The sequence below is a fragment of the Methanofollis sp. genome, assembly GCF_028702905.1.
In the GTDB taxonomy this organism is placed as follows: Archaea; Halobacteriota; Methanomicrobia; order Methanomicrobiales; family Methanofollaceae; genus Methanofollis.
On the sequence record NZ_JAQVNX010000030.1, the window covers coordinates 1 to 22,149 of the forward strand.

The 22,149-nt window shown below is 57.0% G+C and carries 22 protein-coding genes; 6 read left to right on the forward strand and 16 right to left on the reverse strand.

The genetic code is table 11. The features are described 5' to 3' along the window. The 4 genes from PHP59_RS05475 to PHP59_RS05490 all read left to right on the forward strand — a co-directional run. Positions 1-902 (forward strand): DEAD/DEAH box helicase (locus PHP59_RS05475; protein ID WP_300164797.1); only part of this gene is annotated, 902 nt, incomplete at its 5' end. 110 nt (positions 903-1,012) lie between these two features. Further along, on the forward strand, positions 1,013-1,855 hold the full coding sequence (locus PHP59_RS05480; protein WP_366943730.1) for an AAA family ATPase: 843 nt from the start codon (positions 1,013-1,015) through the stop codon (positions 1,853-1,855). Between the two features lie 24 nt (positions 1,856-1,879). Continuing rightward, complete coding sequence (locus PHP59_RS05485; protein WP_300164800.1) at positions 1,880-4,336, forward strand: methyl-accepting chemotaxis protein; 2,457 nt, start codon at positions 1,880-1,882, stop codon at positions 4,334-4,336. A gap of 1 nt (position 4,337) precedes the next feature. Further along, a complete protein-coding gene (locus tag PHP59_RS05490; protein ID WP_300164803.1) occupies positions 4,338-5,126 on the forward strand; it encodes a protein-glutamate O-methyltransferase CheR in 789 nt (262 codons plus the stop codon). On the opposite strand, the gene PHP59_RS05495 is transcribed toward PHP59_RS05490, so the two are convergent. Then, positions 5,111-5,611 (reverse strand): hypothetical protein, encoded by a 501-nt coding sequence (locus PHP59_RS05495; protein WP_300164806.1) that lies wholly within the window; start codon positions 5,609-5,611, stop codon positions 5,111-5,113. The genes PHP59_RS05490 and PHP59_RS05495 overlap by 16 nt on opposite strands. Before the next feature lie 106 nt (positions 5,612-5,717). After that, the gene (locus PHP59_RS05500) at positions 5,718-6,116 is read right to left on the reverse strand and encodes a hypothetical protein (RefSeq protein WP_300164810.1); all 399 of its coding nucleotides are present in this window, start codon (positions 6,114-6,116) and stop codon (positions 5,718-5,720) included. Here PHP59_RS05500 and PHP59_RS05505 point away from each other — a divergent pair. Continuing rightward, a complete protein-coding gene (locus PHP59_RS05505; RefSeq protein ID WP_300164813.1) occupies positions 6,110-6,709 on the forward strand; it encodes a hypothetical protein in 600 nt (199 codons plus the stop codon). The two genes, PHP59_RS05500 and PHP59_RS05505, sit on opposite strands and share 7 nt — an antisense overlap. 76 nt (positions 6,710-6,785) lie before the next feature. Next, positions 6,786-7,964 (forward strand): hypothetical protein, encoded by a 1,179-nt coding sequence (locus tag PHP59_RS05510; protein ID WP_300164816.1) that lies wholly within the window; start codon positions 6,786-6,788, stop codon positions 7,962-7,964. Positions 7,965-8,952: 988 nt separating this feature from the next. On the opposite strand, the gene PHP59_RS05515 is transcribed toward PHP59_RS05510, so the two are convergent. The 14 genes from PHP59_RS05515 to PHP59_RS05580 all read right to left on the reverse strand — a co-directional run. Continuing rightward, positions 8,953-9,942, reverse strand: coding sequence for a hypothetical protein (locus PHP59_RS05515; protein ID WP_300164819.1), 990 nt, complete (start codon positions 9,940-9,942; stop codon positions 8,953-8,955). 38 nt (positions 9,943-9,980) lie between these two features. Next, positions 9,981-10,472, reverse strand: a complete 492-nt coding sequence (locus tag PHP59_RS05520) for a chemotaxis protein CheD (RefSeq protein WP_300164822.1) — start codon at positions 10,470-10,472, stop codon at positions 9,981-9,983. 10 nt (positions 10,473-10,482) lie between these two features. Beyond that, positions 10,483-11,103 (reverse strand): chemotaxis protein CheC, encoded by a 621-nt coding sequence (locus tag PHP59_RS05525; RefSeq protein ID WP_300164825.1) that lies wholly within the window; start codon positions 11,101-11,103, stop codon positions 10,483-10,485. 10 nt (positions 11,104-11,113) lie between these two features. Further along, positions 11,114-13,042 carry a chemotaxis protein CheA gene (locus PHP59_RS05530; protein ID WP_300164828.1) on the reverse strand — a complete coding sequence of 643 codons (1,929 nt, stop codon included), beginning with the start codon at positions 13,040-13,042 and terminating at the stop codon, positions 11,114-11,116. Further along, on the reverse strand, positions 13,035-14,069 hold the full coding sequence (gene cheB, locus PHP59_RS05535; RefSeq protein ID WP_300164831.1) for a chemotaxis-specific protein-glutamate methyltransferase CheB: 1,035 nt from the start codon (positions 14,067-14,069) through the stop codon (positions 13,035-13,037). The genes PHP59_RS05530 and cheB overlap by 8 nt, the downstream gene beginning before the upstream one ends. Before the next feature lie 2 nt (positions 14,070-14,071). Further along, on the reverse strand, positions 14,072-14,434 hold the full coding sequence (locus PHP59_RS05540) for a response regulator (protein ID WP_300164834.1): 363 nt from the start codon (positions 14,432-14,434) through the stop codon (positions 14,072-14,074). 76 nt (positions 14,435-14,510) lie between these two features. Further along, positions 14,511-15,308 carry a CheF family chemotaxis protein gene (locus PHP59_RS05545; RefSeq protein WP_300164837.1) on the reverse strand — a complete coding sequence of 266 codons (798 nt, stop codon included), beginning with the start codon at positions 15,306-15,308 and terminating at the stop codon, positions 14,511-14,513. Further along, on the reverse strand, positions 15,301-16,422 hold the full coding sequence (locus PHP59_RS05550; RefSeq protein ID WP_300164840.1) for a hypothetical protein: 1,122 nt from the start codon (positions 16,420-16,422) through the stop codon (positions 15,301-15,303). The genes PHP59_RS05545 and PHP59_RS05550 overlap by 8 nt, the downstream gene beginning before the upstream one ends. A gap of 2 nt (positions 16,423-16,424) precedes the next feature. After that, positions 16,425-18,026 (reverse strand): archaellar assembly protein FlaJ, encoded by a 1,602-nt coding sequence (flaJ, locus tag PHP59_RS05555; RefSeq protein ID WP_300164843.1) that lies wholly within the window; start codon positions 18,024-18,026, stop codon positions 16,425-16,427. A 3-nt stretch (positions 18,027-18,029) separates the two neighbouring features. Then, positions 18,030-19,892, reverse strand: coding sequence for a type II/IV secretion system ATPase subunit (locus tag PHP59_RS05560; RefSeq protein ID WP_300164846.1), 1,863 nt, complete (start codon positions 19,890-19,892; stop codon positions 18,030-18,032). A gap of 1 nt (position 19,893) precedes the next feature. Continuing rightward, complete coding sequence (locus PHP59_RS05565) at positions 19,894-20,640, reverse strand: ATPase domain-containing protein (protein WP_300164849.1); 747 nt, start codon at positions 20,638-20,640, stop codon at positions 19,894-19,896. Between the two features lie 4 nt (positions 20,641-20,644). Further along, positions 20,645-21,121: a hypothetical protein gene (locus PHP59_RS05570; RefSeq protein WP_300164852.1), complete on the reverse strand. Its 477-nt coding sequence runs from the start codon at positions 21,119-21,121 to the stop codon at positions 20,645-20,647. A gap of 3 nt (positions 21,122-21,124) precedes the next feature. Next, on the reverse strand, positions 21,125-21,607 hold the full coding sequence (locus PHP59_RS05575) for a flagellin (RefSeq protein WP_300164855.1): 483 nt from the start codon (positions 21,605-21,607) through the stop codon (positions 21,125-21,127). 14 nt (positions 21,608-21,621) lie between these two features. After that, positions 21,622-22,149 (reverse strand): hypothetical protein (locus tag PHP59_RS05580; protein WP_300164858.1); only part of this gene is annotated, 528 nt, incomplete at its 5' end.

Consider the following 22,149-nt stretch of genomic DNA (forward strand, 5'->3'; position numbering starts at 1 on the left):
GGGGGAGGCTCGTGCTCGCGGGCGACGACTGCCAGTTGCCGCCCATCGTGAAGGCGGCGGGCGCCGACCACGAAAAATCGGAGTATCAGGACTCGGTCTTTGCGTGGCTGCGGCGGCGGGACATCGACCGGAAAAAACCGTACACCTCGCAACTCCTTGAAAACTGGCGCATGAACAGCACCCTCTCCCGCTTCCCCGCCGAGACCCTCTACGGCCCCGGCTACACGCCGGCGACGGCCGAGGTCGCGGCCAGGCAGATCAGGCGTGCGCCCTCCGACGACGACCCCTTCGTCACCTGGGTGCTCGACCCCGCCCACCCCCTCGTCGTCGTCGTGCTCGAAGAGGTGCGGGCGACCGTCGAGAACACCGCGGAGGCGGCACTCGTGGCAGACCTGACCGCCGCCCTCCGGTCGTCTCTCCTCCTGGGAGGGCCTGAGGAGACCTATCCCGACACGAAGGCCGGCGACGCCGCCTTCTGGAACAGGGGCGTCTTCGTCGTCAGCCCGCACCACGCCCAGATCGCGGCGATCAAAAAAGCCCTTGCAGAGAGACGGGCCTGGAAGTCAGAACCCTTCGTGGACACCGTGGACAAGATGCAGGGGCAGCAGTGCGAGGCGGTGGTCGTATCGTACGGGGTGAGCGACCCCGAGACCGCCCTCGCCGAGGCCGCGTTCATCTACAGCAGGAACCGCCTCAACGTATCGGTCACGCGGGCGGAGGCGAAGTGCGTCGTCTTCCTCCCGCGCCCTCTCCTGGAACCGTCCTTCGAACTCTTCCAGGACCCGGCGACCGCCGAAGGGCTGGACTACATGCTGAAGTTGGTCGCGTTCTGCCGAAGAGAGGGGGAGACGAGAGTATTTTCCCTTCCAGGCTGCGGGAAAGTTTCTGTGTTCAGAGCATGAACATTCCCGATATGAGGAGAGAAACAGATATTTCTATACAGGTGCCCACAATTAATTAAAAAAATATCTAGGATCAGGGCTCATACAATATACAGACATATATATCTGGATTGAGAATTCTCATAAGAGGTGAAAGGATCTCGCGCATCGCATTTGCCCATCATAAGGGAGGCACCGGCAAGACGACGTCATGCCTCAATATAGCCGGGTATCTCCAGGCATCGGGCCGGAGAGTGCTTGTCGTCGACTGCGACCCGCAGGCGAATGCAACCTCAGGCCTTGGCATCGTCCCGGGTTCGACAGAAAACACAGTCTACGACCTCTTCATGAGGCGGTTCGACGACTATCCCGACGTGTCTCCCGCGGAGGTTGTCGTCGAGACCGCATCGGGCATCGACCTCCTCCCCTCGTCCCTCGACCTCGTCGGCGCGGAACCCTACCTCTATACCATCGATGACCGGGCGTCTGTCCTGAAAACCGCGCTCGACGAGATCGCAGACCTGTACGATATGGTCCTCATCGACACCCCGCCGAGCATGGGCCAGCTCGTCATCAACGGCCTTGTCGCGGCCGACCACGCGATCGTCACACTGGACCCCGGGATCTTCTCGCTCGGAGGTGTCAGTAACATGAAGACAATATTCCAGGACATCCAGACCTGTGCAGGCGGGACGGTCCGCCCGGAGATCGCGATAATCGGCCCGGGGAGCAGAGAGTCTGCCGCACGGAAAGGATTTTTTTCTTCGTTCTTTCACCGCCTGTTCCCTGCCGACGAAGATGGCGGGATCGAGGCCGAGGTCGCAAAGACCTTCCTGCGGGTAGAGAAAGTGCCGTACTCTCCCGAAATCCCGATGGCCCAGAAAGAAGGTGTCCCCATCTCCCACTACGCTCCCAACTGCCCCGCGGGGCGCGTGTACCGGAATATCGCGGCCTTTGTCGAAGGCTGGAACTGAGGGGCTGTCTCGAAGGTGATGAAGATGATCTCAGGTAAACCAGGAAGAATGGCATTGTTTGCCGCTCCGTCGGCAATAATCGGTACAGACAGCGACCAGACAGAGGAGACAGGGCAGCAGATCGGTGAGTGTATCCGCCCCATCCTCGATGCGCTGAACAGTGCCCTGGCCGGAGACCCGTCGGCCTCCCTCCAGGGGAAAGAGATCCCTGAGTCCCTCTCAGAACTCGGGACGGCCGTCGAAGAGGCGATCGCACACATCCACGAGGCACGGGAGGAGGCCGGGAAGGCCAGAACGGAGCGCGAGGCCGAGATCGCAAAGATCCGGAAGGAGAGCGACGCCGAGATCGAGAAAGCCCGGAAGGAGCACGAAGCGGCGGTCGCACGTCTCCACACGGTCGAGGAAGAGACCGGAAAGGTCCAGAAGGAACGCGACGAGGAGATCGAGGAGGCCAGGAAGGAGTACGAGGCCGAGATCGAGAAGGCGAGAGAGGAGCATGAAACAGCGGTCGCACGCCTCCACGAGGTCGAGGAAGAGATTGAGAAGGTCCGGAACGAGCACGAGACAGAGATAGAGACCGTCAGAAAAGAACGTGCCGACATCCTCGACGGCAAAAACGCCCTTGATGCCGGCATGAAGGTCATCTTCGGCGAGAACCCGATGCCGATGGTCCTCGTCGACCGCGACCTCAGGGCCCTCGACCTCAATGACGCCTACTGCACCCTGATGGCCGACACCCGCGACCACCTCCTCAGGGGGACAGGGAGAAAGATCGCGATCAAGCGCCTCTCCGGCGAGGATAACGACGCTGTTTTCTACCGTGGAAAAAAGACCCGCTCCATGCTCGAAGTCACGGTCGGCGAGGCGAAAAAGATCGTGGAGGAGTACGGCATTCCCATCGCCGGGAAAACAGAACGGACCGAGAAGGCCCTCTTCGTCTTCTACGACATGACCGAGACGAAAAACGCCGAGGCACACCTGAAAGAGGAGATGGCGAAGATCAAGGACCTCCAGATCCGTTCCCAGACCATCGTTGACGAGAACCCCATGCCCATCCTGCTCCTCAACCCGAAGTTCGACATCGTCGCTGCAAATGAGGCATATGCCTCGATGGCAGGGATCAGGAAGGACAACCTGATCGGCATGAGCGCCCGCTCGTTCCGGGTCCTCGACCAGAAAGGGGAGGGCCTGAAAGGGGCAATTCAAAAGAAGAAGCGGTGTTACGGCGAAGTAACCGTCGAACTCCCCTCGGGCGTGCACATCCTCGAACAGTACGGGATCCCGATCTACGGCGGCAACGGCAACCTGACCGACCTGATCGTCGTCTACAACGACATCACCGAGCGTCGCAAAGAGGAGGAGACGATCAGGACGCTGATGGCCGAAGCCGAAGAGCGGGCAGAACAGTTCGAGAAGAATGCCAGAGAACTGGGCGACATCATGACGATGGTCGCGCAGGGCGACATCTCGCAGGAAGCCGCGATCGGCGAGGGTGACCTCCTGGCCAGAGTGAAAGAGGACTACAACAGGTCTCTTGTGAAGTTCAGGGAGATCCTCGGCGACGTCAACAGCGCCGTTGCCGTCGTGGCGTCGACCTCCAGGGAGACGAGCCGCGGGGCCGCCGACATCGGGAAGGCCACCGAACAGGTCGCCCTCGCCACCCAGCAGTCCTCGGAAGGGACACGGTCGCTCCTCCAGGAGATCGAAGAGATCAGGCAGCAGGTCACCGACCTTTCGGCCTCCATCGAGGAGATCGCCGGGACGACCCAGGAAGTGATGAACCAGGCCGTCGCCTCCTCAGAGACAGGTCGCGAAGGTGCGGAGATCGGAAAAGTTGCATGCAAGAAGATGGAGGTTGCCAGTGCCATCTCGGAACAGAGCGTCAGCGAGATCAACGACCTCAACACCAAGATGCACGAGATCACAAAGATCATCAAGTTGATCAACGAGATCTCCAACCAGACCAACCTCCTCGCCCTCAACGCCGCCATCGAGGCCGCCAGGGCGGGCGAACACGGGAGAGGTTTCTCCGTTGTCGCAGGCGAGATCAGGAACCTTGCCGGGGACTCGAAGCATGCCAGCGAGCATATCGAGGACCTGATCGCCTCGATCCAGAAAGACAGCGAGAAGACCGCGGCGTCCATGCGCTCATCGCATCAGGAGATCAGGGACGGCATCGAGAGCGTCAACGCGGCGATCGCGGCCCTGGCAAAGATCAGTGCCGAGATCGATGCCGCCGCGCGGACGGTCACCGAGATCACCAGGGCCACCGACGCCCAGGCACAGGCGACAAACACCGTCATGGAGATGATCGTCAGGGCCTCGGAAAACACCAAAGAAAACCTTAACAGGGTGGAGGACATGGCCGCCCTGGCAGAGGAGGTCAGCGCCTCCACACAGGAGGTCGGGAGCGCCGCCCAGGAACTCACCGGCCTCTCCTCGGACCTGAAGAAGAAAATGGACCACTTTACAATCAACTAATATGGACGACTTTGCTGCACTCAACAGGACCATCGAACGTATCGTCGGCATACGGACATCGCAGTACAAGGAGGACTACATCAAGCGGAGAGTGCTCTCGCGGATGCGGATCTCGGGGAACGAGACCTTTGACGAGTACCACCGCTACCTGATCTCCCATGAAGAAGAAAAAGAGGATCTGAGAAACGCCCTCACCATCAACGTCACCGAGTTCTTCCGTGACCTGGAGGTCTTCACGGTCGTCGGGCAGAAAGTGCTCCCCGAACTCCTGAAGAAAAAAACCCGGATCAGGATCTGGTGCGCCGGGTGCTCGACAGGGGAAGAGGCCTACACCTATGCGATGCTCGCCAGGGACCTCACCCTCACCCATGAGATCGACTGCACGATCATCGCCACGGACATCGACAAAATCGTGCTTGAAAAAGCAAAGCAGGGTATATACGAGAGACGGTCCCTGAAGAACATGACAGAGTCGCAGATAAAGCGGCACTTCACCCTGAGGGATGACGGGAAATACGAGGTGAAGCCCGAGGTGAAGGCCCTTGTCAGGTTTTCAAACCATGACCTGATGTCGGGCGCCCCGGCCGCACGGTTCCTGGACCTCGTCTCCTGCAGGAATGTGACCATCTACTTCAACGAACAACAGAAGACCGACCTGGCCCTCCTCTTCCACGGCTCCCTCGGGCAGGGCGGATATTATGTGATGGGCAAGACTGAGTATCTCGGTCGGGACGTCGAACACCTCTTCACACCGTTCGACTCCCTCCAGAAGATCTATGTCAAGGCCTGAACACCACTATTTTTCGGGAGGATGCGCTGGTCGATCAGGACGCGGGCCGGCAGCCTGAAGAGAACGGTGTAGGATTTGCCCGGGTAGATCTCTTTTACGATCCTGAGCGAGCAGCGATCGAGTTCGCCGACAAAGGCGATATCATAGTGCTTCTCCGCTTCAAGATAATACGCGGTCAGGGATGCAACCGGGTCGCCCCCACCGCTGCTGAGGATCTGGTCGGAGAGGAGAGACCCGATGGAAAGAGGGATGTCGACACTTTTACCGTCAATGACCAGGCGGCACTCTGCGGTCTCGATGGTGTGCTGAAGCAGGTACTCGCACTCGATATCGACCCTGTGCGACTCCTGGACAAGCATGGCAACATTCAGAAAATTCAGGAGCATATCGTAAAAATGGGCTTCGTCCTTCCCTCTCCTGATGACCAGGGCCTTCATGGAGAGATCGCGGACAGAGAGCGGGAGTTCTTCCTCGGCTCGAATCAATTTCAGGAGTTCTGCACGTCCGGATATCGTTGAAAGGATCTCGTGTAATGCTTTACACTGGCGGTAAAAATCCCTCTGAAAAGGAGAGTCGGGAGAGCCCTGATCTTCAGCCATCTTTCTCATCATGAGATGAGACTTCAACCTTTGAGAGTCTTTGCATCATCTCCTTGCGTGTTGCAGTTCTCCGGATCTCCGCAAAAACGACGAAAAAATTCGTGCCAATGACGACGATGACAAGGATGACACTCATCCCCAGCAGGACCCCCTGTGCAGAGAGGAATGCAGCCCACAGGAGAGCTACAGAAGAGATCAGGTACAAAAAGATCCATGTCCTGAGATCGGGGATTTCCATAAAGAATAAAGAACAGTTATTTTGTATATAGGTTTCGATTTTTCCAATTGGGGTCATGGAGACAATACGAGAATAAAGTATATAATCAAAATCATTTGCGAGAAATAGGGGAATATTTTTCTCTCTCAAATGCCGATCTATGATGTATGGCATCAGGAGATCTTCTGAGTGTCGCGGCAGGCGTGGGGATTGTCATCCTCCTTGCCTGTATCACTCATCCGGGCTGGTTTTCCCTCCCTGCGGCACCAGAGGAGACTACCCCGGTTCTGGCGGTCATGACGCCCACCCCGATCCTGCAGGTGCCGCAGACCCCTGCGCCCTCTGTCGAGGTCCGGAGACTGGCGTATGTCAAAAATCCTGCATTACAATACCAGATCCATCTTATTCCCGAGAACAGTCCGGGCCATTTCGGAGCATCCGATCCTTCCTGGCAGGAGTCCAATATCAGCACCTTCGCATATCTGGAGGAGTCGCGGGGCGGCGCCACCGACACCTTCACCGTGCCCTATCCGCTCTGGAGGATCAACTGCACCCTTGAGGGGGGCAGCAGGCCCGAGGCCGCCGGCATCAGCGTGCTACTTGTCGATGCAAAGGACAACAAGATCGTCGACGGGGCAGAGGTCAAAGGGCGGGGCACGGTCATCAAAAATATCGAGGTCTCAGGAAAGCCATTTTACCTGGTCGTCAAAACGCAAAATTCGGACCCCTTCAGGATCACTCTTGAGACAAAGACCCGGTATCTCTGAACAGAAGACAGGTCCCTTTCAGGGACAAAAAAATCAATTTCTTAAAATTTAATACGACATATCATTATCATCTAGTATGCGCGGCGAGATACTCTCTGATGCAATCCAGTATGAGAAGATCGAGATGCTCAGACTGGATTTTTTCGGATATATCGAGAAGAATATCTCCAAGATCGACGATAAACTCCCTGTTTTTTTCGGGCATGCTGTTTCCGCACTGGAATCTTCTTTTCCCGATCTTGACGACGAGAGTTACAACGCCTTCATCGACTCGATCTGTTTCAAGATATTTGATACCCAGGGCCGCGCATCGAACGAGGGACGGATCGAACGGGTGATCGAGAGCGCCACCAGACTGAAAAAAGGGAAAAATCCCCGGGCAGGCCTGGAAGTCATCGCAGGCCTGAAACTGATGAAGTCAGGGGACTTCGAGCATGCTATCCCGTACCTGAGAAAGTACCGCTCCCAGGACATTCTGGTCCACACCTCCCTTGCGTTCTGTTATTATGCCCTGTCCCTCAAAGAAGTTGCAGGATTCAAAAATATTCCCCGTGCACCCGGGGAAATGGAACTGCAGGCGCGGGAACAGATGATCGAGATCACCCGCATCCATACTGATGCAGATTCAAACATACCTTTCAAAAACAGCCCGTGGCTTGTGCGCACCTTCTGGCTGATGATCTCCTGTGCAATCGACTGGTTCCCGGGCGAGCGGGCCTTCATCAAGATCGGTCTTCAAAAAGCAAAACGAGACCGGAACCACGAGATGAAAGAGCAGTTCCTGAAAATTGCACAGACACGTTTTTTTGATGACAGAGAGTTCCTCCAGGAGGCTTTTTACTCTGCCATCGAAGAGGGCGACGGGGGAAGGGCCGCCGGCGTCGTGAAGCAGATGATCCAGCAGTTCCCGGCAAGCGTCGAACCCCTCTACTTCGGGATGCTCCTCTCCCTGCGGACCACCACGCGGTCAGGGTACCAGACATTCAGGAAACAGGCGATAGAGAAGCGTATGCCGCCCTATATTGTCGGCCTCCTTGACATTGTCTATTCCCTCCTCTCAGAACGCGAGGCCGAGTCGTATATCCAGATCAGGGACATGAAGAAAAAATATCCCTCGATGGACTATTACCTGACCCTCATAAACTATCTGGCGCACGAACTCTTCTCAAAAGACGAGAAGCAGGTTAAAAAAGCAAAAAAAGCATTGATAGATTCCATAGACGCCTATTGCAGACAGACCCTGAAGGCACAGTAGGTTAGGGGCTCGTCATCCCCCAAGTGTCGGATCTTCAGGAACCCTTGATCACGCTCCTCACACCAGGAGAGCGGGCAGGAACACTGACCCCTCGCCCACCCCCCGGCCATCTTCATCGCTCCCTCCGGTCGTCCCCGTGATTGCGATGGGGCCGGGAAGGCAGAGAAGAGATCGTGAAGAAGGAGGTGCCGTCTCCGGCGCTCTTTTTGCGAGGGAGTACAGAATAATTTTCCACAGCCAGAGATCTCTATCTTCCGGGTACATTCGGGGGGCGTCATTTTGTTCTTGACGTGCCACCGGGGGTGGGGATGGCAACCCCCGTGTCAGGATTTACCATGAAAATGATCCAGAAGATCCGTTCTCCGGGTTTTCATGAGGTTTTGACTCTCAACGAGCACCCCATGATGGAGATGGAGAGGACAAAATCACCTTCAGAAAAGGTTCGCCCTCTGCCTTCCCCGTCCTATCGTAATCCCGGGGGTCCGTGGGCAGCGCCCCCGGCGCAAGCGTGCGGGAAGGCACGTTGACCAGACGAACTCCTCAGAACAATTTTCATGCGGTATGCCTGAGGCGTGCTCCCGACTCATGTCTGATTCTATTCTACCCTCCCCGATCCGATTCTGACACAGAGTTCATCCCAGAACTGATCCGAACCTTCATGCACGCCGATGAAAAGACGCACATTCGGTTCTGAAAAATCCTGTTCTGGCGTCTTGTCCGGGGGGTTTCACCCCCCGACCCCCCATCATTGTGATAGGGGGCGGAGGGCAATCTCCTTCATCAGGATCTCTGGTCTCTCTTCCCTGACCCTATCCTGTTTCGGGGGTCCGGGAGCGTCAGTCCCCCGGCAGAGAGGTAGGGGAAGGCGGGGGTTTCGCACGATTCTTCAGGGAATTCAGGAAGATATCGACCCGATCATGATATTTTCTCCTGATCTCTGTATGCAGAGATTGGGGGAGTGAACGAGAGTTTCGGGATATGCTCACATTCAGGGGACCGGAGAGGTATCCCCCGAGAACAGAAGTTTTCTCGGCCCATCAAAGAAAAATCTGATCCTGTCCCTGGCGGCATCGTCAGGATAATAGTACCCTATCGCCGTCGGCGTCGAGAACCAGCACCTGCCGGTGCAGTCCACAAAAACGGTCTTTATGACATTCGACCAGATGCCGTGAGCCCGATAGACGTGGTCGAGGACGACGCCGTCCTTCCACTGGAATAATCCATGGTCGGTCGCCACCCAGAGAGAACCGTCAGGGGCAGGGCAGACATCGTTGATCTCACTGACGCCAAGGTCGCCCGGCACGCTGACGACCGTTGCCAGACCGTCACCGTCCAGGTGGGAGACACCACTCCGGTTGAAGAGGTAGACCCCGCCGAAGGGGTCCGTGACCGCATCCGTAAACCCGGTCACCTGGCGGCCTTCGGGCATGACAGGATAAAACCCGGCACTCCAGTTCTCCCCGACCGCAAAGATACCATCCGCACGGGAAACGCAGTACAGCACCCCGCCGGCAGGGTCAAGGACGAGGTCATCCAGGGCATAACTCCCCGGGCCGCCATGGAAAGGCTTGAACCAGGTCCATGACCCGTTTTCCAGCCTGTGCATCCCGGCATTGTGCGTCTCTATCCAGAGGGCATCGTCCCAGCGCTGGAGACCGATCACGGCAGGGTTCTTGAGTTGCTCCTGGCCGGCCACTACCTCAAAAGCCGGGCCATTCATCCGCTGCAGACCGGCAGGAGTCCCGATCCAGAGCATCCCGTCAGGCCCGTAGGCGACCGAGAGAATAAAATCGGAGATGAGCGCGTCTCTCCGGTACGCAGGGGGATAGTGATAGGTGGTCCAGTTGCCATTATACGACGTCAGGCCCGAAGACGTGGCGAAAATGACCTCACCTTCAGGACCATTGGTATAATCATTCACAAGATATGTCGAATAGGTCGACGAAGAGGGCGGGAAGATCACCAGATCGGCAGACACAGGTGCCACGAGAAGAAGAAGAAAAAACAGGAGGGGAATTACATCTCGGTGCATGTTCCGCTCGCATTTCGGACCGTGATCTTTCCGTGGTTCTCCGGGAAGTACAGCACCGACCGCCCCACCTTCCCGCCAACATCCTCGGAGATGACCGGGATACGGTGTTCCTGCAGGGACATGTGGACAGCCTTGATATTCCGATCGCCGATATTCAGGTTATTGTCATTGAACCCGAACATATTGGCTCCGCCCACCAGTTTTGCCGTGAGCGACCCATTCCTCGACCCCTGTGCATCCATTCCTTCGAGAAGGACGGCGACAGCCGTATCCGCAAACTTTCCCGGCCGATCCCTGTGGCCTTTGCTTTCAGGCAGCATGACATGCGCCATGCCGCCGAGAGAAAGACGCTCATTATGGAGGATCAGGGCGATGCATGAACCAAGACCGATGGTGGTCATCGGCCCGCTGCCCACACAGTACTCCCCGATCCCGATAACCCGCGCATTCACACCGATAGGCTGAAATTCGACCATCTAAATCCTCTCAGGAAGACTGAGCCGGCGAAGTCAGGGATTCAAGGAGGGTGACAAGGTTTTTGAGCAATGTCAGGTCAGGGAAGAGGAGGATCGTCCCCTCGATCTCGTTCTGGCCATTATGAAGGTTCGTCCTGAAGATGACCACTTCGTCCGTGTCCTGTGCAACCTCTGCAAGGATCGACTGAATGCCTGCATGAGCCATATCCACGCAGAGAGACGGCGGAGACGGCAGCATGACGATACCGAGCAGTTCGGCGGTCGCATCCAGGAACGCCGAGACCATGATGTTCCCCACCTCGATCAGAGCGCTCTGGTCCATGTCATTGATCTCCCGGTCCATGTCGTTCATGCCAAGCATCGTATTGGTCAGGCAGACCGCCGACTTCTGCGGCATATAGAGAACGACATACCCCTGTCCATGGGCTTCGCCGGTAATCTGGAAGACAACAAGCGCAGCACATTCGTCATCGATAACCGAGTAGAACTTTGAGATGTCGACGATGGAGACCGCCGGTACATCCATCTCGATCTGGCTCATGAGCATCTGGGAGAGGGTGGTCGCTGCATGGGCCGCACCAATGTTCCCGAGTTCTCCCAGTGCATCCGTCTGTAACGCTGTTAATTGCATACTATGTGCCTCATACTATGGTGTTCACATCAAGGACCGGCACCACTTCGCCGTCACCGGGGATGGTGACACCCCCGACCCCGGGACAACTTCCGACAAGGGCGCTGAGCGGCTTTACGACGACTTCCTGCTGCCCTTCTACGACATTGGCCAGGATCCCGCATTTCTTTGAACGATACTGAAGGACGACAAGGACTTCGCCCGATTGGAAACTGCCGAACATGTCGTCCAGCGTGTAGAGGGGGAGCACCTCGTCTCTCAGGAGGATCACCCGGCTATTGCCGACCCTGTGGATCCCCTCGCTCTTGAGCATCGCCACCTCGACAACATTCGAGATCGGGATTGCGCACCTCTTTCCATTGATCCTGACCATCATCACCTCGACGATGGCCATGGTGGGCGGCAGGACAAGTTCGAAACAGGTACCCTTTCCGCGGATCGACTCGACCTTGATAGACCCTTTCAGGGACTCGATCGCCGCCCTGACCACGTCAAGACCGACGCCTCTCCCGCTGATATCGGTGATCGTATCGGCGGTCGAGAATCCCGGGTTGAAAAGGACGTCGATGATCTGGTCGTCTGTCAGGGTGGCCGCCTCTTCGGCGGTGTACAGTCCCCGGGAAACAGCCTTCTGGCGGACCTTCTCGTAGTTGACCCCGGCACCGTCGTCCTCGATCCTGATGACGACATTGTCGCGGTCACGCCGGGCCGAGAGGCGGAGAAGACCTTTCTCCGGTTTTCCGGCCGCTTTCCTCTCCTCGGGGGGTTCGACGCCGTGGTCGACGGCATTCCTGATCAGGTGGAGGAGGGGGTCGTTGAGGCCGTCCATGACACTCCGGTCAAGTTCGGTGTCGCCGCCCTCGATGACGAACTCGACCTCCTTGTGGTCGTGTTGCGCCACGTCCCTGACAACCCGCGGGAGGCGGTTGAAGATGTGGTTCAACGGGATCATCCTGATGTGCATCATCAGGTTCTGCAGGTCGGCCACAGAGCGGCCCACCATATTCAGGGCCTCGTCGAACTCCTTGATCTGGTTCTTCTGGGCGATCTGCTTGAGACGCCCGCGGTTGATGACGAGGTCCTCGACCAGGTTCATCATCTGGTCGAGGAGGTGAAGATCGACCCTGAGGTTCTTGATCTCCCGGCCCCGTTCATGGTGATCGGATTTCTGGGACGCCTCTTCCGGTTTTTTCTGAGGTTTTTGCACCGGGCGAGGAGCATCCAGGTCAACGGTGACACCGGCGATGTCGGTCCCGGAGACTGCTGCCCTGAGCGCCTCGGCACCGGCCTCGCTCTGGACGACGACCTCGAAGTGGGCCTCGATCTTCCCGTTCTCGATCTCCTCCCGGGCCGGTTTCGTGGAGACGATCTGGCCGATCTCTTCGAGGTTGGAGAGGACGATCATCGCCCTGACATCCTTCATCGAACATTCGGGGACCAGGTCGACCCCGACGACATACATATCGCCGGACCCGGAGGGAGAGGGTGCTTCTTCGGGGCGGGCCTCGTCGACACCGTTGTTTTCGGGTTCGCCGTTAGCCGGAGCGCCGCCATCTCCCCCATTTGTCCAGGCTTCAAGAGACGAGACCAGGTCGTCGATGGAGTGCCCGGTGTCATCTCCCCCACCGTCGATGGATTCCAGGATGTCATCGATCTGATCGGTACAGGCGAGGAAAAGGTCGATGAGAGGAGCAGAAGCCTTCAGCTTCCCGTTCCTGATGAGGTCGAAGAGGTCCTCCATCGAATGACAGAGCTTTTCGAGCTTCATATAGCCCATCGAGGCCGAGGCGCCCTTGATCGTGTGGGCCGACCTGAAGATCTCATCGATCGTTTCCCGGTCTTCACACTCTTCAAGGGTCAGGAGGGCCTGAGCAATTGTGTCAAGGTTCTCCCGGGATTCTGTTACAAACAGTCCCCTGTACTCTTCCATATCAGACATTTCCCATCTCCATTGTTCGAACCGTCTTCAGTACCTCACGGGGTATATCCGAGAGAGGGAGGACTTTATCGACGCTGTTCCTCTTCAATGCAGAGCGGGCCATCCCATAGACGAGACAGTCTTCCTCTTTGCATACGAAAACCGTCCCTCCGGCGGCCTTGACATCAACCGCACCTTCGCCGCAGTCGTTCCCCATCCCGCTCAGGACAACCGCGAGCGTATTGCGCCCATAGGTCTTTGCCGCCGACGAGAAGGTCTTGTCAATCGCCGGGCGGACGGCATGGACCGGCGGCGCTGTGGAATGGACGATTTTTCCTCCGGTTTTTCCCTCCCTCGTCAGCAACGAGGAGATCACGGAGTGGAACCCCGCCTTACAGACAATGACCTCGCCTTTTTTTATGAGATGGCCGTTTTCGGATTCATGTACGGGAAGAGGACAGATCCGGTTGAAACGCTCGGCAAGGGCAGCCGTAAACCCTTCGGGCATATGCTGCGTGATGACGACAGCTGCCGTCATTTCAGGGGAGAGGTCAGAGAGGACACGGTCCAGTTGCTGGAGGCCGCCGGCCGACGAACCAAAGAGGACCACATGGGTGGCAAGCTCGTCTGATACGGATCTGACTTTTTGTGCCGGCCTGATCTCTATCAGATGCCTGATCTTTGCCACAAGTTCTTCTTTCAGGCCACGCACCCGGAAGATGTCCTGCGGTTTCAGCATGAAGTCGTCGGCGCCAAGGCTCAGGGCCAGGCGGGTGTGTTCGGCGTCCTTCGAGGTGAGAGAACTGAGCATCAGGATCTTGGGACGGTACTCCGCACCTTTCAGCCTCTTCAATAACTCGATCCCGCTGACCTTCGGCATCTCGATATCGAGTGTCATGGCATCTGGCCTGAGCTCGTCGATCATCCTGAGACCCTCCTCGCCATCTGAAGCGGAGCCGACGATCTCTATTCCCGGGGAAGCACTGAGGGTATCCTTCAGTATCGTCCTGATAAAGATTGAATCATCGACAATAAGCACCCGAATCATGATCAAGCCCCAAGGACGTTTTTCACCTCCTCAAGCACTTTCGGCGCCTGGAAGGGCTTGACAATATAGCCTTTCGCACCGGTTTTTACTGCCAGTTTTACCATCTGTTCCTGACCCACCGCGGTACACATCACGACTTTTGCATTCGGATCGGCCGCGCGGATGTTCTTCAACGCGTCGATGCCGTTCATCTTCGGCATGACGACGTCCATCGTAACGAGATCAGGCTTCAGTTCCTGATATCTGGCAATGGCTTCTTCACCGTTTTCTGCTTCGCCAACAATGGTGTGCCCCCCGGAGAAGAGGATATTCTTCAGGAGAGTTCGCATGAAGAGCGTGTCATCGACGATAAGGATTCTTCCCATGGTCTTCTCAGATTGTATTTGGGGCATCCAATACATAAATATTTCTTTTTTAGAAAAAGATGGAATAATTAATTATTTAAACTTTTGTGGCGTCTGTGATGTACCTGACGCCTTTTGTGGTAAGTTTTACCTCTCTCCTGACCACCGCAACCTCCGCAAGACCAAGACGGATCAGGGCATCATAGATCTGGTCAATCTCTTTCAGGGATACACCGAGCATATTCTCAATCGACGCCGTATCCATCCCGCTGTAGACGAGCATGGCGACCTGTGCGGACTTCGGGTCCAGGTCCCCCTCCATATCCATGCCCTTTGTGGCGTCCTTCAGAAAATTATAGAGGATCTGCAGGGTGGTGAGGGGGCAGAGGACAAAACTGGTGACTACCTCGGTTCCCTCGATATGGTCGATCTTCACAACATCCGTGTCCTTCCCCTGCACCTCGCGCTTGGTCAGTTCGATGGCTGCAACGTCGGCAAGAGGAACGCATATCTGCTCTGTATTCGAAAAAAACCAGATGCCCGACTTCAATACATCAATGCCGCCTTTTTCCCAGCGTGCATCCTTGACAAACACCCCGCCCCTGACTGCGGGGGACATGAAGTAAGCGGCAAGGCGGTAGGCATTACATGTAGCGAGGATATGTCTTTTCAGAACATTCAACACTTTTTCGACGGACGCGATCTTTATCGGCTGGTTTTCCTGCCCTTTTATGGTGATGCTGAGGACACTGCCTTTCGCATCAAGGTCAAAGATCGACTTGTTGGAAATAGCAAAAGATTTCGGCCCGGTAACCTGAATCTCGTCAGGCCCGAGAGTCAACTTTGCACCCACCCATTTTCCATCAATCTCGATTTTAACAGGAACTTCAGTCATGATGCTTCACCTTCTTTTTCTTTGGATTTTTCAAAATATCCAGGGTATCCTGGAGACCGGTAACAAGGTCGTCGGCAGAGACCTTCACATCTTTCATATCACGCAGCAGGCTGTTATAGTCCTCTTTCCTCTGCTTCTTGGAATCGGTCTTGAGGAGGTCCATGAGCGCGTCGGAATCTCCTCCCCCCATGGCAAATGCCAGCATGTTCTCTTCTTCTGGCTCTTCTTCGACGACGGGGGCAGGGGGCTGGGGAGGCGCGGCCGGTGCGATCGCCGACGCAAGCGCGTCTGCCGCAGGTTCGGGAGAGAGACCGTCCACCTCTGCCACAAGGTCTGCCTCGTCAGGAAGGTCCAGTTCGTCGAGGCTGATCTCGTCGAGCCCTGCAAGTTCGTCGATGTCACCGAGGTCTGAAAATTCTTCCAGCTCAGCCGAATTCGCCTCAAGGATCCCGGAAACAATCGCATCGTCTGTCGGAGCCATGGGGAGATCATTGTCAAGGGAGATATCCAGTGACGGAGAGGCACCCGATCCATTCTCCGGATCGTCGAGGTTGAGACTCTCAAGGTCCTCCATGCTGACGTCGAGGAGAGGATCAGACGGGTCGGCGCCGCCGGCGACCGGCGAGGAGGCAACCCCTGCCCCGGCGATCGGTGCGGCTGGCAGGGCTCCGGCCGGATCAGGAACCGCGTCCTGCCCTTTCACCGTGGAGTCAAGCTTCGCGTCGATCTCCTGAAACGTCTTATCCCTGTGGAGCAGGGTGGCCTTCAGCCGCCCGATGCCGTCATGGACAGCAACCGGCAGGGAAACGAGGACCGCACCGATCCTGCCTGACGACTCTTTTTTTTGCACGGGCGGGGCCTGAACCTCGGCCGCCTCATTCCTTTTTTCTCTCCAGGCCCGGACATTCTGCCGGATCATGGCCGGGCGGAGGTCGGAGAGGTGGACGGCGCCAAGGAGGAGGAGCATCAGGCACCCTACAGCGACCGTTGCCCCGATCAGCAGTTCGATCGGGGGGTCATAGAGGATGAGGACCGAACCGGCGCCCACAGTCGCGAAAAAGATCAGGAAACGCCTGATCTTCGGGTTTATCTCGGGAAATTTCAAGGTCTTCATTTTCACACCGTTCCGAAGGTAGGGATCTGGAAGAACAATCTGATCATCGGCGGCACCACAAGGAACAGAATTCCTGTCAGGGTGAAGAGAAGGGCAGATAGGAAGTAGCACATATACCGGTCGCCACCCACCACGATCTTGCCGGCCAGGATATTTGAGAGAGTGATCAATAGGAGGATGGTCGTCACATAGGGCACCATCTTGTCGGCAGGGAAGTTGATGAAGAGATTCATGGACCCCATCATCGACCCTGCAACCGAGTCAGGAGAATTTAATGCAGCGCCATTGTCCCCGAGACTCTCCATGACACTGGCGATCGCCTCTGACATCGTCTCCAGGATCTGATAGAGGGCGAGAAAGATCGAGACCATTGCCATATGCATCGGCACCAGGAGGACGATAAAACCGGTCGCCACCATGTCGCGCTTCCTGCGCAGCAGCACCTGGGAGAGCATCGAGGACCCGACGATCTTGCCGACGACACCGGGTGCGCCGCCCATGGCCACCGAGTCCCGGTAGATGTTCATGTATTTCGCTATGAGGTTTGTGCCGCACTCGCCGATAAACTTCTCCCAGGTGACCGCCTCGTCAAGGCCGAGGTTCAACTTCGTGTAGACCGAATTGATGAGAGGTTCCAGGTTGACCAGGGACTTCCTGTCGATCTCGCGGATCGCCTCAACGACCGTCGTCCCCTTGCCCTCCATGATCGACCCGATGCCCCTGATAAAGGCAGGAAAGTCCTCGTCCCGCAGGATGACATTGTGGTTGTCGATGTAGCCGATGATTCCGAGGGGTGCGAGGATGACACCGACAAGGAGGAAGATCAGCCCTGCCTGCACACCGGCAAGGACGAGGACGAGCACGCTTACTGCCATAATGATAAGGAGAGGCTTTTGCAGCGTGTCGATCATCGCCTGCTCCTTCGAACACCAGTGGTTCATCGACCGGTCGAGCGTCTTCTCGTCTACAGGCACGGCCTTGTACATCAGGGCGACGCCGAACCCGGAGGTGAGGAGCACCAGGGCATAGGACGTGTTGAGGGCCGAGTCGATGCCGCTTGGCGCGTAGATCGCCACCGAGATCATGATGATGATCGCAACAAGCATCGAGGAGAAGAGGAGGGCGATATACGCGTCACCCCACTTCTTCAGCATCTCAAAACCCTGCTCGAAGGTGTTCCGATAGACGCTCCTGGCCGTGTTCAGTTCCACATCCAGGAATTCGGAGTCAGGGACGCCGGACTCGATGGCGTTGGCGTACCTGTTGAACATGCTCCTGAGCATGGTGTTGTTGACCCGTTCGGCGATTATTCTCAGGCCTTCCGAGTAACTGTAATGCCAGCTGTTTACGAAAAAGACCACACGCTCGATATATTTCGTCGAGATGTACTCGTGCCTCTTCGCCGTGTACTCGAAGAGTTCGGGGCGGGAGACATTGGCCGTCATGGCAGAGGCCATATAGGTGGTCATGAAGACGAGGTCCCCTTCCATCATCTTGTTCTCGGAGACCTCGGAGATCTTCTTTTTTATCGAATCGACAGACTCGGAAAAAGGGATCTCGCCCCCGTTTACTTCCTGAATCCTGTCCTTGAGTGACTCGAACATATCTCAGACCTCGATATTCAGGAGACCCTGCTTCTTGATCTTTGAGATCATGTGGAAGAGGTCCCAGAACTTCGTACAGCCAGCGGCATTCAGCCTGCGCAGGATATTGGCCCTCTTATCGACCTCGAAATAGATCTCGCTCCTCTTGCTCTCAGGGATGCCGAGTAGAGTTGCGATCTTGTTTTCAAGGAGGTAACTGCTCCCTTTCCCGCAGAAGACATGTTCGTCGGTGACCGGATCCCAGTGGAACATCTCGACAAAGGAGAAGCCCTGCGTCTGAGGGTCGTAGCCGACGAGTTCGTTGATGCTGAGCATCCGCCTCACCGTCCCGCCGCCAGGACGACGGACGGCGCTCTGGATAATGACGATGTTCAGGTTGTCGACGTGCGTCTTCGGGATGAGGATCGGGTCGCCGCAGAGACGCTGGATCAGTTTCTCGACCGACGCAGCGTGGAAGGTGCTCATGACAGGGTGGCCGGTCTGCATGGCGGAGAATGCGACGCTCCCCTCGACACCACGGATCTCACCGACCAGGATCTGGTTGGGGCGCTGACGGAGGGCGGCCTTCAGGAGGTCGAACATCGTCACATCGGCCCCGTCGCCCTCGCCCTTGCCCTTCGCCTTGGCGACCTCGCGAGTCCAGTTCCTGTGCGGGACTGTCAGTTCTGGGGTATCCTCGATGGTGACGATCTTGTTCTCCGGCGGGAGGAAGGTGGTGAGGGCGTTGAGGCTCGTCGTCTTGCCGCTTGCCGTCTCGCCGCTCACGAACATGGACATCCCGAACTCCAGGCAGATCCAGAGATAGGCGGCGGCCGTGTAGTCGCAGGTGTTGGAGTCGATGAGCTGGAGAATGGAGAGAGGGATCTCGTTCACCTTACGGATGGTGAAGTTGCTCCCGTGCTTGCTCACCTCGGTGCCGTACACGATGTTGATACGGGAACCGTCCGGGAGGGTAGCGTCCACCACCGGGTTCCGGTAGGTGATCGGCCGCTTGATCCGCTCGGCCATCTTGATTACGAAGGCGTCGAGGGCTCGGGATTCCGTGAACCCGATAACCGATTTCAGACCCCTGAGCATCTTGTGCTCGATGAAGATCGGGCCGACGCCGTCACAGGTGATATCCTCGATATTGGGATCTGAAAGGAAGGGTTTGAGGATGCCCATCTCGATCTTGTCGCGGATCATCAGGTATTCGAGGGCACGGTATTCAGGGGGGGAGACGACGATCCGTCCATCGGCGGTCTGCACCAACCCGGCAAGTGCGTCGTCCTCATCGGCTTTTTTCTTTGCCGAAAAGTCGGTGTTGAGGAACCCGGCGATCCGGTCCTTAATGGACTTTTCAGCGACCGTGTCTGCGGCACCGGGGCCGATCTCCTCGCCGGGAACACGGGCATACAGGATCTCATTGATAAGATTTTTGAGGACCGCAACGCGTTCCTCTTCGGTCACGGGATCCTTTTCCAGCGCGTCCAGAAGGTCGATGAGACGTTTCTCGACGACCGGCATCAGTGTGTTGACACTGTGCAGGAACGAAGGCTCGATCGGGATATAGTAGTTCCTGACGTCCTCGGGGTCAGTGAGGATATGGATGAAGGTGTCCTCCCCCACCGGGTAGATGAGGTTGAGGGTCTCGATCTTCCTGACGTCCCGCGTCAGTTCGGAGAAGAAGAGGGGGATCCCGTAGGTGTTCACCGGGAAGATGTTGAGGTACTCGAGGAGGTGTGGGCACTGTTTGACATATTCTCGTGCATTTGTCGGGAGCATGCGATAGAGGGCCGACGACTCCAGGTCATGATAGCATCCGCTCAGGTCTTCGTTGGCTTCCGTCTTGAAAGGCAGCTGGATCGAGAAGGGCAGACTGCTCATATCAGACCTTTGCGTAGGTCATCGGGATGATCTTCATGCCATAACCGGGGTGGACCTCGAAACTGATGATGTTCCCTGTTGTCTTCTGCGCCCCGCGGACCTTCACCACTTCGAGCATCATCACGTACTTGTCGCCGACGAGCGCCTTCTTCATGAAAAGGTGGGCGTCGCAGATCGACCTGATACGCACCAGGGTGTCGGCCTCGAAGGCATAGGTGTGCAGGGTGATCAGGATGGTCTTGCCGTGGTCGACGAGGTTCTTGCAGTTCGTGAAGAAGGTGAGGATCATGTCGGTCGAGGCGTACTCGGTGAAGAGCGTCAGGGAGTCGATGACGGCGACCTGGGACGTGCTCCTCTGGATATGGGTGATGATCGTCTGGAGGACGCCCTGCATGTCCTCCTTGTTCCATTCGAAACCGACGGTATGGAGGGGATATACCCGCAGATATCCCCAGGCAAAGTAGTCTGAGATGTCAAGGCTCATCGACTCCATCTGGTTGATGAAACTCTTGGTGGTGTTCTCGGTGGTGAAGAGGTCCACATTGAGCCCCTGTTTCATGGCGCCCCAGACGATCTGCTGGGTCAGGACGCTCTTGCCTGTATCGTTCTCCCCTTCGATGAGGGTTAAGGACTCGAGAGGGAGTCCGTCTGCGATCTTCTTGTCGAGCTCTTTGTTCCCGGTGGAGAGGATCTTCTTGTCACTGCCGCCAAGGAGGTCGCTAAGGGATTCTTTTGATTCTTCTGCCATGTTCTCACCTGAGATATGCGGAGTCCGAGATGCCGTTTGGCGTCGTTACCTGGGCCCAGTCCGGCTGGTTGCCCTCGTACAGGATGGAGATGTTCATCGTCTCGCCCGGGTCGAGTTCATGGGGATGGATGGAGTCAGGCTGGATCGAGACCCATGACCAGGTGCCTGCGCCGCCCGAAGGGTTGTAGGGATAGTAGACCGGGGTTCCGTTCTCCACGGCGGTGAAGACCGCCATCCGGTCGAACGTCAGGACAGGTTCGCTCCCTGTGTTTTCCACGAGCACATAGATGGTCCCGGCATCGGCAGAGTGGCCGACGATCGCGATAGACGTATGGAGACAGGACTCCTGCACCTGGACCTGGTCCTTGTGGGCGGTGGCGACCACGTCCGCGGTGACGAGGATGCCGCCGATGATCGCGTACGCGACGACCACGAGAAGGACGATGGAGATTGCCGCCGTGACCAGTGACCCCGCCCCCATGCTTCATGCACCTGCCGTGAATTCTGTGGACCTCACCGTCCCGCCGGGCAGCACGATCTGGAAGTAGACGACATCTCCGGAGGTATCAGGGAGAAGATTGGTGTTGGCGTCGATCCGGACCGTCGCACCGGGTTGCCAGTAGTCGGGGCCGCCGTCGAGGATGGTGAAAGTCCAGTCGCCGGGGTAGGAGATCCGGTCGAAATCGCCGGTCTTCCCGATAAAAATATCTGCGCCTTCCAGATCATTCGCCGCGATCCTGACCGAACCGACATTTTTCAGCCAGATCTTTGCGGTCGGGCCGGAGGCCGAGGCAAAAGTGTTGATGACCTTGACGTCTGTGCGGACCTGTCGATCCACGGCATGGGATGTCGATCCTGCCGTGTCAGAGATGGTATAAATTATGGGAAAGATTGCATTGACGAGCACTCCGGCTGCTATTACAGCACCGATGAGCAATATAGCAGTCGTAATGGCTTCGCTCGACATCCATCATATCCTTTTCAGATCCTTTCCAGCGATTTCACCCAGTCGTCGCCGGAGTCTTTCCCGGTCTCTTCCGTCTTTGCACCTTCGATTTTTGTGCGGTTGTGGTCCATCAGCACCTCGATCATGTCTCTGTCCAGTGCGGTGTCGTTCGGGTCGAGGATGCGGTTCAAGACATAGAGTTCTGAGACGAACTCTTCGGCCTTCATCTCGTCGACTTCGCCGAGAGAGGCGGGCATGAGCCGTGCGATCTCCTTGACCTGAGAGACCTCTTCATGGGAGAGGTAGCCCATCGAGGCATAGGAGTCGAGCATCATCTCCAGGCGGTCGTAGCCGTATTTCTTGACGGCCTTGCCGGTCCATTCAAAGAGACGGTGGACTTTCTGGAGACGGAGTTTCTCCTGCCTGGGCTGCTGGACTGCCGCCTGGGTGGCGGCGAGGTGCGCATGCAGGTTGGCAAGGAGGTTCTCGTCTGCCTTGAAGGCGGCAAGGTCGTCCCCTGCCTTTGCCTTCGGTTTCTGTGCGGGTGTGTCGGGTACGGCCTC

What these genes read in the sequence shown, in the direction of transcription:
- PHP59_RS05485 (WP_300164800.1), top strand. Translation starts at nt 1,880, where the DNA reads ATGATCTCAGGTAAACCAGGAAGAATGGCATTGTTTGCCGCTCCGTCG.
- PHP59_RS05490 (WP_300164803.1), top strand. Translation starts at nt 4,338, where the DNA reads ATGGACGACTTTGCTGCACTCAACAGGACCATCGAACGTATCGTCGGC.
- PHP59_RS05505 (WP_300164813.1), top strand. Translation starts at nt 6,110, where the DNA reads ATGGCATCAGGAGATCTTCTGAGTGTCGCGGCAGGCGTGGGGATTGTC.
- PHP59_RS05500 (WP_300164810.1), bottom strand. Translation starts at nt 6,116, where the DNA reads ATGCCATACATCATAGATCGGCATTTGAGAGAGAAAAATATTCCCCTA.
- PHP59_RS05510 (WP_300164816.1), top strand. Translation starts at nt 6,786, where the DNA reads ATGCGCGGCGAGATACTCTCTGATGCAATCCAGTATGAGAAGATCGAG.
- PHP59_RS05520 (WP_300164822.1), bottom strand. Translation starts at nt 10,472, where the DNA reads ATGGTCGAATTTCAGCCTATCGGTGTGAATGCGCGGGTTATCGGGATC.
- PHP59_RS05525 (WP_300164825.1), bottom strand. Translation starts at nt 11,103, where the DNA reads ATGCAATTAACAGCGTTACAGACGGATGCACTGGGAGAACTCGGGAAC.
- PHP59_RS05530 (WP_300164828.1), bottom strand. Translation starts at nt 13,042, where the DNA reads ATGTCTGATATGGAAGAGTACAGGGGACTGTTTGTAACAGAATCCCGG.
- cheB (WP_300164831.1), bottom strand. Translation starts at nt 14,069, where the DNA reads ATGATTCGGGTGCTTATTGTCGATGATTCAATCTTTATCAGGACGATA.
- PHP59_RS05540 (WP_300164834.1), bottom strand. Translation starts at nt 14,434, where the DNA reads ATGGGAAGAATCCTTATCGTCGATGACACGCTCTTCATGCGAACTCTC.
- PHP59_RS05545 (WP_300164837.1), bottom strand. Translation starts at nt 15,308, where the DNA reads ATGACTGAAGTTCCTGTTAAAATCGAGATTGATGGAAAATGGGTGGGT.
- PHP59_RS05550 (WP_300164840.1), bottom strand. Translation starts at nt 16,422, where the DNA reads ATGAAGACCTTGAAATTTCCCGAGATAAACCCGAAGATCAGGCGTTTC.
- flaJ (WP_300164843.1), bottom strand. Translation starts at nt 18,026, where the DNA reads ATGTTCGAGTCACTCAAGGACAGGATTCAGGAAGTAAACGGGGGCGAG.
- PHP59_RS05560 (WP_300164846.1), bottom strand. Translation starts at nt 19,892, where the DNA reads ATGAGCAGTCTGCCCTTCTCGATCCAGCTGCCTTTCAAGACGGAAGCC.
- PHP59_RS05565 (WP_300164849.1), bottom strand. Translation starts at nt 20,640, where the DNA reads ATGGCAGAAGAATCAAAAGAATCCCTTAGCGACCTCCTTGGCGGCAGT.
- PHP59_RS05570 (WP_300164852.1), bottom strand. Translation starts at nt 21,121, where the DNA reads ATGGGGGCGGGGTCACTGGTCACGGCGGCAATCTCCATCGTCCTTCTC.
- PHP59_RS05575 (WP_300164855.1), bottom strand. Translation starts at nt 21,607, where the DNA reads ATGTCGAGCGAAGCCATTACGACTGCTATATTGCTCATCGGTGCTGTA.